This window comes from Pseudomonas folii (assembly GCF_014357575.1).
Lineage (GTDB): Bacteria > Pseudomonadota > Gammaproteobacteria > Pseudomonadales > Pseudomonadaceae > Aquipseudomonas > Aquipseudomonas folii.
The window spans coordinates 1-15173 of sequence record NZ_JACONW010000012.1; the positions used below are offsets into that span (position 1 = coordinate 1).

General features: G+C 57.3%; 16 protein-coding genes. 9 read left to right on the forward strand and 7 right to left on the reverse strand.

Features of this window, described 5'->3' with window-relative positions:
* Positions 1–78: 78 nt before the first annotated feature.
* The 7 genes from H8S59_RS04525 to nac form a co-directional block, all read right to left on the reverse strand.
* Positions 79–846, reverse strand: a complete 768-nt coding sequence (locus tag H8S59_RS04525) for a LamB/YcsF family protein (RefSeq protein ID WP_187520635.1) — start codon at positions 844–846, stop codon at positions 79–81.
* Between the two features lie 2 nt (positions 847–848).
* On the reverse strand, positions 849–1265 hold the full coding sequence (locus H8S59_RS04530) for an acetyl-CoA carboxylase biotin carboxyl carrier protein (protein WP_187520636.1): 417 nt from the start codon (positions 1263–1265) through the stop codon (positions 849–851).
* Between the two features lie 10 nt (positions 1266–1275).
* Positions 1276–2247 carry a 5-oxoprolinase subunit C family protein gene (locus H8S59_RS04535; protein ID WP_187520637.1) on the reverse strand — a complete coding sequence of 324 codons (972 nt, stop codon included), beginning with the start codon at positions 2245–2247 and terminating at the stop codon, positions 1276–1278.
* A complete protein-coding gene (gene pxpB, locus H8S59_RS04540; RefSeq protein ID WP_095099143.1) occupies positions 2244–2915 on the reverse strand; it encodes a 5-oxoprolinase subunit PxpB in 672 nt (223 codons plus the stop codon). Before pxpB ends, H8S59_RS04535 begins: the two co-directional genes overlap by 4 nt.
* Positions 2912–4264, reverse strand: a complete 1353-nt coding sequence (accC, locus tag H8S59_RS04545) for an acetyl-CoA carboxylase biotin carboxylase subunit (RefSeq protein WP_187520638.1) — start codon at positions 4262–4264, stop codon at positions 2912–2914. The genes pxpB and accC overlap by 4 nt, the downstream gene beginning before the upstream one ends.
* A gap of 27 nt (positions 4265–4291) precedes the next feature.
* A complete protein-coding gene (locus H8S59_RS04550) occupies positions 4292–4741 on the reverse strand; it encodes an acetyl-CoA carboxylase biotin carboxyl carrier protein (protein ID WP_187520639.1) in 450 nt (149 codons plus the stop codon).
* 105 nt (positions 4742–4846) lie between these two features.
* Positions 4847–5761 (reverse strand): nitrogen assimilation transcriptional regulator NAC, encoded by a 915-nt coding sequence (gene nac / locus H8S59_RS04555; protein WP_095099152.1) that lies wholly within the window; start codon positions 5759–5761, stop codon positions 4847–4849.
* A 1196-nt stretch (positions 5762–6957) separates the two neighbouring features.
* Here nac and H8S59_RS04560 point away from each other — a divergent pair.
* The 9 genes from H8S59_RS04560 to fleQ all read left to right on the forward strand — a co-directional run bounded on the left by H8S59_RS04560 (position 6958) and on the right by fleQ (position 15059).
* On the forward strand, positions 6958–7884 hold the full coding sequence (locus H8S59_RS04560) for a ketoacyl-ACP synthase III (RefSeq protein ID WP_095094535.1): 927 nt from the start codon (positions 6958–6960) through the stop codon (positions 7882–7884).
* Positions 7885–7965: 81 nt separating this feature from the next.
* The gene (locus H8S59_RS04565; RefSeq protein ID WP_187520640.1) at positions 7966–9258 is read left to right on the forward strand and encodes a motility associated factor glycosyltransferase family protein; all 1293 of its coding nucleotides are present in this window, start codon (positions 7966–7968) and stop codon (positions 9256–9258) included.
* Positions 9255–9512 carry a hypothetical protein gene (locus H8S59_RS04570; protein WP_187520641.1) on the forward strand — a complete coding sequence of 86 codons (258 nt, stop codon included), beginning with the start codon at positions 9255–9257 and terminating at the stop codon, positions 9510–9512. Before H8S59_RS04565 ends, H8S59_RS04570 begins: the two co-directional genes overlap by 4 nt.
* Positions 9513–9757: 245 nt before the next feature.
* On the forward strand, positions 9758–10609 hold the full coding sequence (locus tag H8S59_RS04575; RefSeq protein ID WP_099267361.1) for a flagellin domain-containing protein: 852 nt from the start codon (positions 9758–9760) through the stop codon (positions 10607–10609).
* 74 nt (positions 10610–10683) lie between these two features.
* Complete coding sequence (locus tag H8S59_RS04580) at positions 10684–11073, forward strand: flagellar protein FlaG (RefSeq protein ID WP_187520642.1); 390 nt, start codon at positions 10684–10686, stop codon at positions 11071–11073.
* A gap of 78 nt (positions 11074–11151) precedes the next feature.
* Positions 11152–12570, forward strand: coding sequence for a flagellar filament capping protein FliD (gene fliD / locus H8S59_RS04585; protein ID WP_187520643.1), 1419 nt, complete (start codon positions 11152–11154; stop codon positions 12568–12570).
* 130 nt (positions 12571–12700) lie between these two features.
* The gene (gene fliS / locus H8S59_RS04590; protein WP_027901007.1) at positions 12701–13084 is read left to right on the forward strand and encodes a flagellar export chaperone FliS; all 384 of its coding nucleotides are present in this window, start codon (positions 12701–12703) and stop codon (positions 13082–13084) included.
* A gap of 34 nt (positions 13085–13118) precedes the next feature.
* On the forward strand, positions 13119–13418 hold the full coding sequence (gene fliT, locus H8S59_RS04595; RefSeq protein WP_027901006.1) for a flagellar protein FliT: 300 nt from the start codon (positions 13119–13121) through the stop codon (positions 13416–13418).
* Positions 13419–13580: 162 nt separating this feature from the next.
* Complete coding sequence (gene fleQ / locus H8S59_RS04600; RefSeq protein WP_095094523.1) at positions 13581–15059, forward strand: transcriptional regulator FleQ; 1479 nt, start codon at positions 13581–13583, stop codon at positions 15057–15059.
* The last annotated feature ends 114 nt before the right edge of the window (positions 15060–15173 follow it).

Genomic DNA, 15173 nt, shown 5'->3' on the forward strand with positions numbered 1-15173 from the left:
TCCCACGTCAGTTGCGGGTGAGCAAAGAATCTTCCAAGGGGTATGCGCCATTTAGCGGGAGCACTGATTATCTCGCACTCACGCCATCAACCGGCTGATCGGCACGATCTGTCCGCCTGCCGACTCGATCTCATTGCGCACGGTACGCGCCAGTTCGACTGCGCCGGGGGTATCGCCGTGGAGCAATATCGAGCATGCGCTGACCTCGATCACCTTGCCGCTGATGCTGGTCACGGTGCCGTCTTCGAGCAATTGGCGAACCCGCTGCAGCACAGCGACGGGGTCTTTGATCACCGAGTTGGCGATCTTGCGCGGTACCAACAGGCAATCGTCGTCATAAGCGCGGTCGGCCAGAAAGGTTGTGGCGACCCGCAAATTGCACCGACTGGCAGCCGTTTCAATGGCGCGGCTGCTGGACGAGCTGACGATGATCTCGGGATCGAACGCCGCCACCGTACGAATCAACTGCGCCGCCAGGTCAGCATCGGCAGCGACCATGTTGCCCAGCGCGCCATGAAAGCTCATGTGCGTCATGTGATGCCCGGCAACCCGGGCGATGGCGGCCAGGGAGCCCAGTTGATACGTCACGTAGGTGCACAGCTCTTTGATCTCGATATTCATCTGCCGACGGCCAAAACCCACCAGGTCGGGGAAGCCGACGTGGGCCCCCAGATCGATGCCTTTGGCTTTGGCCATCAGTGCAGTGTTATTCATGATCAACGGGTCACCGGCATGGAAGCCACAGGCGACGTTGGCCGAGGAAATGATCTCCATCAGTGCTTCGTCTTCGCCCATGCGCCAGGCACCGAAGCCTTCGCCCATGTCGGCATTCAAATCAATCTTCATGGTTACACCGCTTCGGCGTCATAGGGTGAAAGGTTGATCAACGGCTGGCCATAGCTGACTGTTGTGTCATTGGCTACCAGAACGCTGGAAACCTGACCGCTATGAGGGCTGTGCACGGGGAGAAGCAGGTTGCCCACGGCCAGAAACGCGACCCGTTGACCTGCCTGAATGTCCCCGCCCTCTGGCGCGAGCACGATGCCGTCGTCAGGATGCGCGCTCAGCAAGCGGCCCACACCGGTTGCCTTGATCTGGAGTGCGTTCAGCTCAGGTCCGACCTCGAATTCCTCTGCAATTGCCGCTGGCTGGCTCACGACACCACGCTTCAAACTCAGCTTGAACCCTGGTTTGTCGATTTCTGCGCCGGACAAACCGGCGGCTGTCAGGTCAGCTACCAATTGGCGAATCTGTTCAATGTTCATGCTTCGCTCCTCAGCGCCGGGCCAGATTCTGCAGGGCCACAAGGCGTCGCACTTCGGCCAGATAAGCCTGATTTTGCTCAAGAGCATCCAGCGCCTGGTCATAACTGCATTCGATGAAACGAATCCGGCTGCCAATGGCGGCCTGACCCAGACGCCACAGATCATCCTCGATCACAGTGCCGAATTTCGGGTAACCGCCGCTGGGCTGGGCATCGCGCATCTGAATGATCGGCTGGCCACCGTGAGGCACCTGAATCACACCGGGCACGATGCCGTGGGAGCGGACTTCCATGGCCTGCTCGGGCAGGATTGGCGTGCCTTCCAGACGGAAACCGTAACGGTTGCTCTGTGAGGTGATCTTCCAGTCATCGCTCCAGAACGAGGCCCGGGAATCAGCCTTGAACGCCTGATATTCCGCAGCAGGCAGCACACGCATGGCGACAACGCCGTCTATGCTGAGTGGCAGCGCATGAGTCGGGCTCAGCACGCCAAAGTCCACAGAACGGGGGAGCAGTCCCGGCGCAGCGGCAGCCAGTTGATCACCTTGCTGCAGGGCCCGGCCCTGAAAGCCGCCGAATTCGCCCCGCAGTTGAGTGCTGCGCGAACCCAGCACCATCGGAACGTCTATGCCACCCGCCAGGCACAAGTAAGCACGGCAGCCAGCAACTGGTTGATTAATTGTCAGCGTCTGGCCTTTCCAGCCCTGCATCACCCAGTTAGGGGGAAAGCCAACACCATCCAGACTTGAAGGACAGGCGGCCCCCGTCACGGCAAAGGCGCAGTCTTCAAGCAGGCGCACTTCGAAGGGGAATACCGGAATCTCGATGGCGGCTGCGTTTTCGGCATTGCCCAGCAAAATATTGCCGGTCGCCACCGCCAGAGTGTCCATGGCACCTGAGGTGCCCACGCCGTAGCCCAGACTGCCAATGCGGCCCAGGTCCTGAACGGTGGCCAGTGCGGTGGCGGATAAAATCTCGATCATCGAATGATCCTCTCGATGCGGAAGCGCAACAGATCGCCCGGCTGCAATAGCGCCGGCGGGGATTGAGCGGGGTCGAAAAACACCATTTCGGTGCGGCCAATGGTGTTCCAGCCGCTCGGGCCTGCGGAGGCAGAAACGCCGGTCTGCACGCCACCGATGGACACCGCGCCTGCGCCAATACTCAGCACCGGCACTTTGCGCCGTGGCGTGGCAATGCGCGGATCCATGCCGCCCAGATAGCAGTAACCGGGGTGGCTCCCCAAGGCATACACCGGGTACAGCGGTTCACTGTGCAGGTGCGCGATGGTTTCAATATCCAGCCCGGTGTGTTCGATCACGTCAGCCATGTGCGGACCGAACTCGCCGCCATACACCACTGGCAATTCAATGATTCGACCCTCAAGCGGCAGCGGCTCGCTGGCTTCCCAAGCTTGCAGCAGGCGTTCGGTCAAGGCGCTCAAGTGGCGCGGCGGGACGTTGAAAGTCAGCATCAGGTTGTTCATGCCCGGCACCGATTCACGGATTTCCGGCCATTGTTCCGTCACCCGGGCCATGGCCCAGATGCGTTGTTGCGGAGCGAGATCAAGGCTGCCCGGCGCTTCGAAGAGCAGGGCGGTGGTGCCCAACAAGCTGATGGTCGGACGCGTGTCCGGGAGAGCGATGCTCATTGCGGGCTCCGTTGCTTTAACCAGTGCTCAAGATGATGAATGTCGACGCCACCGGCGCAGAACGCCGGGTCGTCGAGGATTTCCCGGTGCAAAGGAATATTGGTGGAGATGCCTTCGACGTATAGCTCGCTGAGCGCCAGACGCATGCGCGCCAGGGCTTCTTCCCGGGTTGCGCCGTGGCTGATGACCTTGGCGACCATCGAGTCGTAATAGGGCGGCACGCGATAGCCCGTGGTGACATGGGAGTCGACTCGCACACCAAAACCACCGGGCACTTCCCAACGTGTAATCTGCCCCGGTGTTGGCATGAAACTGAGCGGGTCTTCGGCGTTGATCCGGCATTCCAGCGAGTGGCCATTAGTGACGATATCCTCCTGGCGCAATTCCAGAAGTTCTCCGCGGGCCATGCGTACTTGCTGCTGAACGATGTCGATGCCGGTGGTCATCTCGGTGACCGGGTGCTCGACCTGCAAGCGGGTATTCATTTCGATGAAGAAGAACTGGCCGTCTTCGTAGAGAAATTCAAAGGTGCCCACGCCGCGATACCCGATCTGCTGACAGGCCTTCACACAGCGTTCGCCTACATGTGCGATCAGCTGTGGATCGATGCCGGGAGCCGGGGCTTCTTCGAGCACCTTCTGATGGCGACGCTGCAACGAGCAGTCGCGGCTACCCAGCCACACCGCATTGCCATAGGCATCGCACAGCACCTGGATTTCCACATGGCGCGGGTGGCCGAGAAACTTTTCGATATACAGCTCGGGATTACCGAAGGCCAGACGGGCTTCTTCCCGGGTCAAAGCGATGGCATCGAGCAGATCTGCCTCCTGCTGGACCACACGCATTCCACGACCACCGCCGCCGCCAGCGGCTTTGACGATTACCGGGTAACCGATTTCACGCGCCACCGCGAGGATCGCTTGCGGGTCGCTGGACATGCTTGAGTCCGGCCCCGGAACACAGGGTACACCGGCTTCGCGCATCGCCCGCTTGGCGGCGACCTTGTCACCCATGGTGCGGATGCACTCTGCGCTGGGGCCGATAAATGTCAGACCCGCTGCTTCGATGCGTTCGGCAAAGTCAGCGTTTTCTGACAGGAAACCGTAGCCGGGATGTATCGCCTGAGCGCCGCTGACCTGCGCGGCAAACAGCAGGGCGGCCTGATTCAGGTAACTGTGGGTCGGCGCTGCGGGGCCAATGCACAAGGCTTCGTCAGCCTGAGTGACGTATTGCGCGTGGCGGTCAGCCTCGGAGTATACGACTACGGTTTTCAGCCCCAGGCCCCGACAGGCGCGCTGGATACGCAGGGCAATTTCGCCACGGTTGGCGATCAGCACTTTATTGAACATTGTGAGCACCTAAAAAATACGGGGGGATCAAACCAGGCGAAACAATGGCTGGCCGGATTCAACCTCCGTGCCGCCGCTGGCCAGGATCGCTTCGACAATGCCAGCGTGAGGCGCTTTGAGCGGGTGGAACATCTTCATCGCTTCAAGAATCGCCAGGGTTTGCCCTGCTTCGACGGTGTCGCCGACTTTCACGAAAGGCGCTTCACCGGCTGCCGGGGTCAGGTGCAGCACGCCGTACAGGCTGGCTTTTACCTCACCACCGGTTTTGTTTTTCTCCGAAGCAGGGCGGGTGACCTGGACGGCTGCTTTTGGCGCTGCCTTGGTGGGCGCTGTGTTTGCAGGTGTGCCCTGCACGGTGTTGCAACCGGTGGCATCCTTGAACAGGCGCAGCATGCTATCGCCTTCCGTGAGGCTCAGTTCGATCAGGTCGGACTCGGCCAGCAACTCGATCAGTGCCTTGATGCGTTCTTGATCCATACCCTTGCCTTTACCTTTGCAGCTTGCCGTATTGAATGAAGTTCAATCTAACGAGGGCTGCGCAGGACCGCCAAGACGGTTTGGCTGTGGGGTGATAAGAGGCGCTTATGACGCTGAAACGGTTTGGGTACGCATCTCTGCGACCAGCTCCAGCAGGATCGCCTTGACCGCCTGCGCCGGCACTGACAAAGGCAAATGGCCCGAGAGACACAACGCCAGCGGTGCCTGAATATCCGGCTCGACGATGCGCAACATGCGCGCCCCGGTGGCGGCGACCAGCACCTTGGCGGCTGATTCGGGAAGGATGGTCGAACCAAAGCGTTCAGCCACCGCCGAGGTCAGGGTCGCCGACGACTCCACTTCGGCGACGACGTTTGCGCTCTGGCCAATGCTGACAAAGGCTTCGTCTACCAGCTTGCGCATGATGTTGTAAGGGCGGGGGAGGAGCATTTCCATGGGGGCCAGCTCGGTCAGGCCAATTTCATCACGTCCGTCCAGGTGCTCTTCAGCACTGACCAGGTAAAGATTCTCCCGCAGCAATGGCACGAAACTCAGGCCATGCACTTCGCGACCGCCATACAGGACGGCCATGTCCATGCGGCCATTCATGATCAGCTCGCTGAGGGTGGTGCCGAAGTTTTCGTTGAGGTACAGCAGAATCCCCGGATAACGCTCGCGCACCCGACGCAGCAACGGCAGCGATAAAGTGGACGCTGCGGTGCCCGGCGCGAGGCCTACCGACACCTGGCCGGACAGCGCGTGACCGGTGTCGTTGACGTCGCTGATTGCCTGTTCACACTGGCGCAGGATGTGTTGCGCATGGCCGTACAAGACCTTGCCCGCTTCCGTCGGCGTCACACCGCGTTTGGTGCGGATCAGCAGTTGCTGATGCAGTTCAGCCTCAAGCGTGGCGAGCTGTTGGCTGAGTGCCGGTTGGGCGATATGCAGGACGTCGGCGGCTTGGGTCAGGCTGCCGATGTCGACGATCTTTACGAAGTACTTCAGGCGACGGAGGTTCAAAAGGAGGGCTCATGGTGGGCTGACATCTGTTGGGTGTTAGCAAAAGCCAGGCCATCGAATGCGACGGGCCTCGAAGGCATAGGTATCTGCATAACTTCTTTATTTGTGTACATATCCGTTGTTGGGGTAGCGGCTGGTATTGGTTGCGCCCTTACGGCGCCTCACTTTTGAAAGCGCAAAAGTAAGCAAAACGCTCTTGCCCGACCACTGGGTGCCTCGCTGTCGCTCGGCATGCCCGTAATCCGACATTACTGCGTGGGGCCGCCGCCACCGGCCATCCATGGCCTGAGGCGGCTAAACCGGCATCCCTGCCGGTTTACCCCACGCAGCAATATCGAATTCCGGCCGGCGTGGTTTAACGGGGCGCCTAAAATCAAAAGCAGATCAAAAGCAAAGCGAATACAGCGGTTTCACCGCGGAGCGGTAGGAGCGAACTTGTTCGCGAGACGTCAGCAAAGCCAACAAAGGTCTCGTCTGACACACCGCTTCGCAGCCTTCGGCAGCTCCTACAGAAAGCCGGTATGTTCACGCAATCAGGACGGCTGTCAGGCCGCCGCGCTGTTGATTTTGATCTGAGGCGCCCCGTTAAACCACGCAAGCCGAACGCAGATTCTGAAGCGTGGGGCGCTCTTGAGTTGAAGAGTGGCAGGACGCCGGGTTAGCCGCACCGGGCCATGGATGGCCCGTTGCGGCGGCCCACGGTTCAGGATCTGCGGGCGGGTACACCGAGCGACAGCGAGGTGCCAAGTGGTGGGGCAAGAGCCTTTTGGTTACTTTTGGCTGGGCCGGCTTCCGGCTCCTTTCAAAAGTAACGCGCTGTAAAAGCGCAACCAATATCAGCCCTGACCGCGATAACGGATATGTACACAAGAGTAGCAACACGAAAGATATGAAGAAACCCACCCACACCCCCATGACATTTTGAAGTTTTTTAGTGAATCCCTGCACGATGACAGCCCTCAACAGTGTCATGCCATGCGCTAAAAGGGTATAAAACTTAGTGACCTATGAGTCATAACGCGCATCTTCACTGTATCGTGCTCGCGGGCGATGATGGCGTCAGGCTGATTTCACGGTAATCCGGGACCGGTCAAACTCCTTCGCAGCTCTTTTTTCATGGGTCAAAAGCCGTCTGTTTTCGATGTCGAGTCATCGGGCAAACGGTGATATTCAGCTATTTATATTGGGAAGCCATGATGATTGGCATAAAAAGCATAGCGAGTTACGTACCTCTGGCTGGCGTCGACAACTACGCCCAGGGTGCGAAATTCGGCAAGGATGACGAATTCATCCTTGGCAAGATCGGCTCCGCTTTTCTACCGCGCAAGGACGATGCACAGGAAACCTCCGATCTGTGCGTCGAGGCGGTCAACGCCCTGTTCGCCAATAATCCGGACCTCAAGCGCGAGTCCATCGATGCGCTGATCGTTGTCACGCAGAACGGTGACGAGGAAGGCTTGCCACACACTGCCGCTATCGTTCAGGACAAACTGGGCCTGCCAACGAATGTGGCCGCGTTCGACATCTCCCTTGGCTGCTCCGGCTATGTTTACGGCATTTATGCACTCAAAGGTTTCATGGAAGCAGCAGGCCTGAAAAACGGTCTGCTGATCACCGCCGATCCGTATTCGAAGATCGTCGACCCGGAAGATCGTAATACCACCATGCTGTTTGGCGATGCCGCCACTGCAACCTGGATGGGGGAGGGCGCGCCCTGGCAGCTGGGCAAGGCCAAATTCGGTACGGATGGCTCAGGCGCCGCTCACTTGAAAGTCAGCAATGGCGTGTTTTTCATGAATGGCCGCCAGGTTTTCAACTTCGCACTGCTCAAGGTGCCAGCACACCTGCATGAGTTGTTGCAGGAGTCCGGGCTGGATCAGAGCGACATCGATGCGTTCTGCATTCACCAGGGCAGTGCGGCGATTGTCGATGCCGTAGCGCGACGCTTTGAAGGCGAGCCGGAAAAATTCATCAAAGACATGCTGGAAACGGGCAACACCATTTCCTCAAGTATTCCATTGCTGCTTGAGAAACATGTACTGGACGCCAGCTGGAAACGCGTTGCGCTGAGCGGTTTTGGCGTTGGCTTGTCCTGGGGCTCGGCGATCATTTATCGGCCTTGATCGAATATTGCAGTAAAAAATAGCGTTCAAGACGGTTACTCTTGAGCGCTATTTTTTTGTCCGGAGTTTGGGTGAGGTCTTATGACTGACAGCTTCCAGTTAAATGCCGCGGTGCTTCAGGATCGCTGGCCGCAGGTGTTTGCCAGGTTGCTGGATGAAGATCACGAGGCGCTTCAGGTCGAACTGGTTAATGGGCTCGAGGCGACTCTGAGTGTTGCGGGCATACAACTGACCAGTCGCCACGACCGAAACGCCGAGGCGCGGTTGCAGGCCGCCAGCCTTCCGGCTGGCGCATCACTGCTGCATTTATATGGCACCGGGCTTGGCGACCTGCAGCAGGTATTGCTGGAGCGCCCCGACTTGCAGTGCCTGCAGGTGCATATCCTCAACTGTGCGTTGTTCTCGCTGGTGCTCAGGCTAGCGGATCAGACGTCCTGGCTCAGCGATCCAAGGGTCGAGCTGGGGTATGCCGCTGATGACCACGAGATTCAGTTGCCGTTCTTCGCGTTGCCTGCCGAGCTTGAGTTGGCGGACGAGGTCAATGCGCGGATTCGGGATCGACTGGTGAGCGAAGTCCATCTGCATTTCAATAATCTTGAGTTCGATCCGCAAGCGCCGCACATCGTTGAGCGTTTGCTGGCGAACCTAGAGCTGGTCAGGTCCGATCGGGACGTGACCGAGCTGTTCGGCCAGCACGTTGGCCGGGAAATGTACGTGATAGGTACCGGGCCCAGCCTTGAGCAGCACTTTGAAAGGCTGCTGAGCATTCGTGCGGGCGAGCAACGTCCACTGTTTATCTGTGTCGACACCGCCTACAAACCGCTGCTTGCCCACGGCATAAGGCCGGACTTTGTGGTGAGCATTGATCAGAAGATCACGACTGCACACCTGCCACCGGCTGACTCGGCAGAAATCGTGCTGGTCTATAAGCCGTTGAGTGACCCTCTGGTGATCCAGGCCTGGGAAGGGCCGCGCTACGCCAGTTATTCGGCAGGCTCGATCCATGATGAGTTGCGCAAGCACGTTAGCCGTGGCGAGTTGTTCGGCGGCGGCAGCGTGATTCATCCCGCGGTGGATCTGGCGGTGCAGATGGGGGCGTCACGGGTGACGCTGTTTGGTACCGATTTCGCTTACCCGATGAACAAGACCCATGCCGGGTGGGCTGATGGAACACTCGGTCCTTCTATAGATCATGCGCGGCAATGGGTGCTTGACGGGTATGGTCAGCGAGTCAGGACCCAGCTCAATTTTCGCCGCTATCTCGGCGAGCTGGAGCGCTATATCCACCAGCACCCTAACGTGCAGTTCTTCAATAGCAGCCGGGCAGGGGCGTTGATCGCCGGCACAGCGTTCAATGAGGAGTTCGTGCAATGACGACGCTCGAGCAATGTATCGCGCACTGCACGGCATGCGCCGGTCTGTTTCGTCTGGGGCGTAGCGTCGAGGCGGGGCTGGATATGATCGATGTCTTCGAAAGTGCTGGCGGCCATCTCGGTGAGCGCTCGCCAGATGTCCAGCAACAATGGGTGCAGTTGCTGACGACCATGCTGGCGTGTCAACAGGCTCAGGATTGGCTTGGACTGGCCGACTATATGGAGTACGAACTAGCAGAATTGCTTAGAGGCTAAAGGCCAGATTAAGGCGGTTTTTTGACGGCACTCTGGTTTTATCTAAAGTTGCAAGACCTCTTGGTTAATGTGTTTTTTCGTTAAGTCGTTGTTTTTGAAGAAAATTGCTCAAGTGCTGGAATTTTTTTTCAAATACACCTAAAGCAAACAGGGTAGACGACGATAACTATTACGAAGGTTCTCTGTGCCAACCCGGCTGTCGCCAGGGCCGGAAGCCGCAGCACCCAACCAATGAGGATTTCATCATGGCTTTAAGCGTAAACACTAACGTTGCTTCCCTTGCTGTTCAGAAGAACCTGGGTCGCGCCTCCGACGCTCTGTCCACTTCCATGACTCGCTTGTCTTCTGGCCTGAAAATCAACAGCGCCAAAGACGACGCAGCCGGCCTGCAGATCGCAACCCGTATCACCAGCCAGGTTCGTGGCCAGACCGTAGCAATCAAGAACGCCAACGACGGCATCTCGATGGCTCAGACCGCTGAAGGCGCTCTGCAAGAATCCACCAACCTTCTGCAGCGTATGCGTGAACTGGCAATCCAGGCACGTAACGGTACCAACGGTACTTCCGAGCAGAAAGCGACCAACGCCGAATTCGCTCAGCTGTCTGACGAACTGACTCGTATCGCAAGCAGCACCAACCTGAACGGCAAAAACCTGCTCGACGGCAGTGCTGGCACCATGACTCTGCAAGTCGGTTCCAACACTGGCGACGCTAACCACATCGACCTGGTTCTGAGCACAGGCTTCGGCGCAGTGGCTCTGTCCGTAGACAGCGGCACTCTGGCTCTGACTGGTGCTTCGGCTTCTGACGCTGCCAACGCTATCGACTCCTCGATCTGCGCAATCGATGCCGCTCTGTCGGTCATCAACGAAACCCGTTCGAACCTCGGTGCTTCGCAAAACCGTCTGACCAGCACCATCTCCAACCTGCAGAACGTAAACGAAAACGCCACCGCTGCACTGGGTCGCGTTCAGGATACCGACTTCGCAGAAGAGACTGCTAACCTGACCAAGCAACAAACTCTGCAACAAGCTTCGCAAGCTGTTCTGGCTCAGGCCAACCAGCTGCCATCCGCTGTACTGAAACTGCTTCAGTAATATCGGTGTAAGACTTGGCGGGGGAGTATGCGGTTCGTACTCCTCCGCTTTTTTACTTTGAGGAGGTGATGGATATGGACATGAGCGTTAAATTGAGCTTGTCTTACCAGGCCGTTAAACCGACGCCTGTTGTTGCTGAAAAACCGGCTGAGGTTCCTCAGGCCGCGGTTGTGCCGACACCTGCCGTGGTTTCGGATTCTTCCGAAAGTAAAGAGGCGCTCAAGGTTTCGGAAACCGAAAGGTCTCAGAGGCTTGAGTCGGCAGTACAGGAAATCGAAAAGTTTGTGCAGTCGGTAAAACGCAATCTCGAGTTTTCGATCGACGAATCGTCGGGCGAAATTATCGTAAAAGTGATAGCGGGTGACACCGGGGAAGTCGTGCGACAGTTGCCGTCAGCGGAGGCACTGAAAATCGCCGACAGCCTGCATAACGCACACAGCTTATTGTTCGACGCCAGAGTTTGATGCTGGTGTGAGCGATGTGATGGGTTCTTTTGCTTTGTTGCAAAGGCAAAAGACCGCTGAAATCTGAAGGAGAAATTCATGGCAGGTACAATTACATCTTCAGGCTTGGGGTCGGGTCTGGCCATTGGTGACCTTGTTACTTCATTGGTCAACTCCGACAAGGCCGCCAAAACAAACCAGATAGCCAAGCAGACGACGCTGAACACTACCAAGTTGTCAGGGATCAGCACGCTGAACTCTGCGCTTGATGCCTTCCAGACTGCGCTGACTAATCTCGGAAAGACAGACACGCCTGCTTTCAACGGCTTTTCTGCAACGTCGTCGGCGCCTACCGTATTGACTGTAACTGCTAAAAACACTGCGGTTGCGGGTACTTACGCAGTCGAGGTCGTGAAACTGGCCACCAGTTCAAGCGTGGCTTCGGCATCCTTTGACACGGCGGCTGCCAGTGCTATTCCGAGTGGTTCCCTGACCATCACTCAAAATAGCGTTGATACGCAGTTCAACATTCCAGAAGGCTCGACGCTGCAATCGGTTCGAGACCTGATTAACGCCAAAACCTCCACCAGTGGGGTCAGTGCCAACATCATCACTGACGCTACAGGCTCGCGCCTGGTGTTCGGTTCGACCAAAACCGGTGCCGGTTCGGACATCACCACGAGCAGCAGCATTAGTGGCCTGACCATCGGTTCGGGTGCGCTGGATGCTTCCGATGCAACCAGTGCTGGTCGAATCGGCGAGGCGCCAATCGATGGCGAGATCAAGGTTGGTGGTCTGTCGATCAAAAGCTCCACCAACACTTACGACACCGCTGTCTCGGGCTTGAGCTTCACGGCGGTTGCTGAAACCAAGACGCCGACAGTAGTAACTGTGGGTGCCAACTCCGACGGTTTGAAGACCTCTTTACAGGCCTTCGTTGATGCATATAACACCGTGGTCAGTACCATCAACTCGCTGACCAAGGCCACGACTGACTCCAATGGTGATTTGACTGGCGTTGCGGCGCTGGGCGGTGATTCACTGGCGCGTGATTTGTTGGCTACCATGCGTTCGGTGCTGAACGACACGTCTTCGGGTGGCAAGCTGTCGACCCTTTCGCAGTTGGGTATTCAAACCGATCAAGTGGGCGGCAAGCTGGCGTTTGATACTGGCAAGTACACTGCGGCCATGGCCAAGGGGCTTGGCGGCGATGTGCAGCAGCTGTTCGCGGGTACCAAGGAGGATGGCAGCGACGGCTTGTTGAAGCGTATGAGCAAGGCGCTGGACCCGTACACTTCGACGGGCGGCGTCATGGACGTCCGTACCACTCAGTTGAACAAGACCAAGGCTGACCTGCTCGCTCAGAAGGCCGCGCTGGATCTACGGGTTGAGACCCTGACCGCGACGTTGACTGCCAAATATAACGCCATGGACCTGGCTGTTGGGCAAATGAAATCAACGTTGTCCAGCATCACCTCGTTCTTCGATGCGCTGAACGCCCGGACCTCCGCTTCCTGAGGCTTGTTGGTTCACAAAGGCCCGGCTGCGTCCATACGCATGCCGGGTTTTTGGCTTCTGGCCTAAAGTTTGTCGCCGATACGTCGATAAGCTGTTCATACGAAGTTTTAAATCTTTGACGAGGTACATCATGAACCCGATGTTAGCCCTTCGGCAGTATCAGAAAGTGAACTCCCATGCACAGGCTTCGGAGGCTACCCCTCACCGTCTGGTGCAAATGCTGATGGAGGCCGGGCTGGATCGTATTGCTCAGGCCAAGGGCGCTATCGGACGCAAGGACATTGCCTCCAAAGGTGTGTTGATCGGCAAGGCCATCGAGATCGTCGGCGGTTTGCGTGAAGGCCTGGATATGGAAAATTCTGCCGATACGCTGACTCGCGTTGATAACCTGTACGTCTATATGATGAAACGCCTCGCTGAAGCTAATATAAAAAGCGACCCGAAAATTCTCGATGAAGTTGGCGGTTTGCTGGGCACAGTCAAAGAAGGCTGGGACGCAATCGCGGGCCACTAAGATCAAATAACAGGCTTGTACTGAGGATATAGACATGAGTGCTGCACTCAAGCGTATCGAAGAAACTCGCGAAGCGCTGGTTGGCGCGTTGGCCGAGCGTGACTGGGAAACGATCGTCAAGCTGGATCTGGCCTGTCGTGCCTGTGTCGAAGACGTTATCCGCGAAGATGCGCCTGATGGCCCTGAGTTGCGCAGCAATCTTGAAGAGTTATTGACGGTCTATCGTCAGCTGATCGACACTGCTACCGGTGAGCGTCAGGCTATCGTCGATGAAATGACGCAAATCAACCAAGCCAAAAATGCAGCAAAGGTTTACCATCTATTTGATTCGTGACCGGTTGGTCAAAAAAAGCTTTACGCCATAAATTTGACTGTTTACGGTATTTTGACTTAACTAGCGATGTTTACTATTTTCTGGTTCTCGGTATAAGCACTGGCCGGGATACCAAGCTGCCCCATGTATGGGCATTGAGTTGACTAGGGAAGTTGCTATTGCATGTGGCGTGAAATCAAGATTCTCCTGATCGATGACGACAGCCAGCGCCGCCGTGATTTGGCGGTAATTCTGAATTTTCTTGGCGAAGAAAATCTTTCCTGCTCAAGCCAGGACTGGCAGCAGGTTGTCGGCTCTCTGACGTCCACTCGCGAAGTGCTTTGCGTGCTTGTCGGCAGTGTCAATGCCCCGGGCAGTCTTCAAGGACTGCTTAAGACAGTCGCAGCATGGGATGAGTTCCTTCCTGTTTTGCTTTTGGGAGAAAATTCTTCTCCTGTCGAACTTCCTGAAGATTTGCGCCGCCGCGTGCTCTCGAGTCTCGAGATGCCGCCGAGCTACAGCAAGTTGCTTGATTCGCTGCACAGGGCCCAGGTTTACCGCGAGATGTACGATCAGGCGCGTGAGCGCGGTCGTCATCGCGAACCCAATCTGTTCCGTAGCCTGGTAGGCACCAGTCGCGCGATCCAGCACGTACGCCAGATGATGCAGCAGGTTGCCGATACTGACGCCACCGTGCTGATCCTCGGCGAATCCGGTACGGGCAAGGAAGTGGTTGCCCGCAACCTGCATTACCATTCCAAGCGTCGTGACGCGCCGTTCGTGCCGGTCAACTGCGGGGCGATCCCTGCAGAGTTGCTGGAAAGCGAACTGTTCGGCCACGAGAAGGGTGCCTTTACCGGCGCCATTACCAGTCGTGCCGGGCGCTTCGAGCTGGCCAACGGCGGTACGCTGTTCCTTGATGAAATCGGCGACATGCCGTTGCCCATGCAAGTCAAATTGCTGCGGGTTCTTCAGGAGCGCACGTTTGAGCGGGTTGGCAGCAACAAGACGCAAAGCGTCGACGTTCGCATCATTGCCGCCACGCACAAAAACCTCGAAACCATGATCGAGATCGGCAGCTTCCGCGAAGACCTTTACTACCGTCTGAACGTGTTCCCGATCGAGATGGCACCGCTGCGTGAGCGGGTTGAAGATATTCCGCTATTGATGAACGAACTGATCTCGCGCATGGAGCACGAGAAGCGTGGCTCGATTCGTTTCAACTCGGCAGCGATCATGTCGCTGTGTCGCCATGGCTGGCCGGGCAACGTGCGGGAGCTTGCCAACCTGGTTGAGCGCATGGCAATCATGCACCCGTACGGCGTGATTGGTGTAGCGGAGCTGCCGAAGAAATTCCGTTACGTTGATGACGAAGACGAGCAGATGGTTGAAGGTATCCGCAGCGATCTCGAAGAGCGCGTTGCGATCAATGGCCATACGCCAAACTTCGCCAACAGCGCGGTTCTGCCTCCGGAAGGTCTGGATCTGAAGGATTACCTGGGTGGTCTTGAGCAGGGCCTGATTCAGCAGGCGCTGGACGATGCCAACGGCATTGTGGCTCGCGCCGCCGAGCGTCTGCGGATCCGTCGTACAACCCTCGTCGAGAAGATGCGCAAGTACGGCATGACGCGTCGCGACGGCGATGAACAGGCAGATGATTGACGCGTGCTGCGTTGAAATAAAGCCAAGCCCCTGAATTATCAGGGGCTTTTTTTTCGGCACGAGGATTGCTAAGTCTCTTGGAACATACCGTTTTTACTGACGGTTCGCCACGCG

Excerpts from the sequence above, each read along its gene's own strand:
- fliD (WP_187520643.1), top strand. The coding sequence starts at position 11,152 with ATGGCAGGTACAATTACATCTTCAGGCTTGGGGTCGGGTCTGGCCATT.
- H8S59_RS04570 (WP_187520641.1), top strand. The coding sequence starts at position 9,255 with ATGACGACGCTCGAGCAATGTATCGCGCACTGCACGGCATGCGCCGGT.
- H8S59_RS04565 (WP_187520640.1), top strand. The coding sequence starts at position 7,966 with ATGACTGACAGCTTCCAGTTAAATGCCGCGGTGCTTCAGGATCGCTGG.
- H8S59_RS04525 (WP_187520635.1), bottom strand. The coding sequence starts at position 846 with ATGAAGATTGATTTGAATGCCGACATGGGCGAAGGCTTCGGTGCCTGG.
- pxpB (WP_095099143.1), bottom strand. The coding sequence starts at position 2,915 with ATGAGCATCGCTCTCCCGGACACGCGTCCGACCATCAGCTTGTTGGGC.
- H8S59_RS04575 (WP_099267361.1), top strand. The coding sequence starts at position 9,758 with ATGGCTTTAAGCGTAAACACTAACGTTGCTTCCCTTGCTGTTCAGAAG.
- fleQ (WP_095094523.1), top strand. The coding sequence starts at position 13,581 with ATGTGGCGTGAAATCAAGATTCTCCTGATCGATGACGACAGCCAGCGC.
- fliS (WP_027901007.1), top strand. The coding sequence starts at position 12,701 with ATGAACCCGATGTTAGCCCTTCGGCAGTATCAGAAAGTGAACTCCCAT.
- H8S59_RS04550 (WP_187520639.1), bottom strand. The coding sequence starts at position 4,741 with ATGGATCAAGAACGCATCAAGGCACTGATCGAGTTGCTGGCCGAGTCC.
- H8S59_RS04535 (WP_187520637.1), bottom strand. The coding sequence starts at position 2,247 with ATGATCGAGATTTTATCCGCCACCGCACTGGCCACCGTTCAGGACCTG.
- fliT (WP_027901006.1), top strand. The coding sequence starts at position 13,119 with ATGAGTGCTGCACTCAAGCGTATCGAAGAAACTCGCGAAGCGCTGGTT.
- accC (WP_187520638.1), bottom strand. The coding sequence starts at position 4,264 with ATGTTCAATAAAGTGCTGATCGCCAACCGTGGCGAAATTGCCCTGCGT.
- H8S59_RS04580 (WP_187520642.1), top strand. The coding sequence starts at position 10,684 with ATGGACATGAGCGTTAAATTGAGCTTGTCTTACCAGGCCGTTAAACCG.
- H8S59_RS04560 (WP_095094535.1), top strand. The coding sequence starts at position 6,958 with ATGATTGGCATAAAAAGCATAGCGAGTTACGTACCTCTGGCTGGCGTC.
- H8S59_RS04530 (WP_187520636.1), bottom strand. The coding sequence starts at position 1,265 with ATGAACATTGAACAGATTCGCCAATTGGTAGCTGACCTGACAGCCGCC.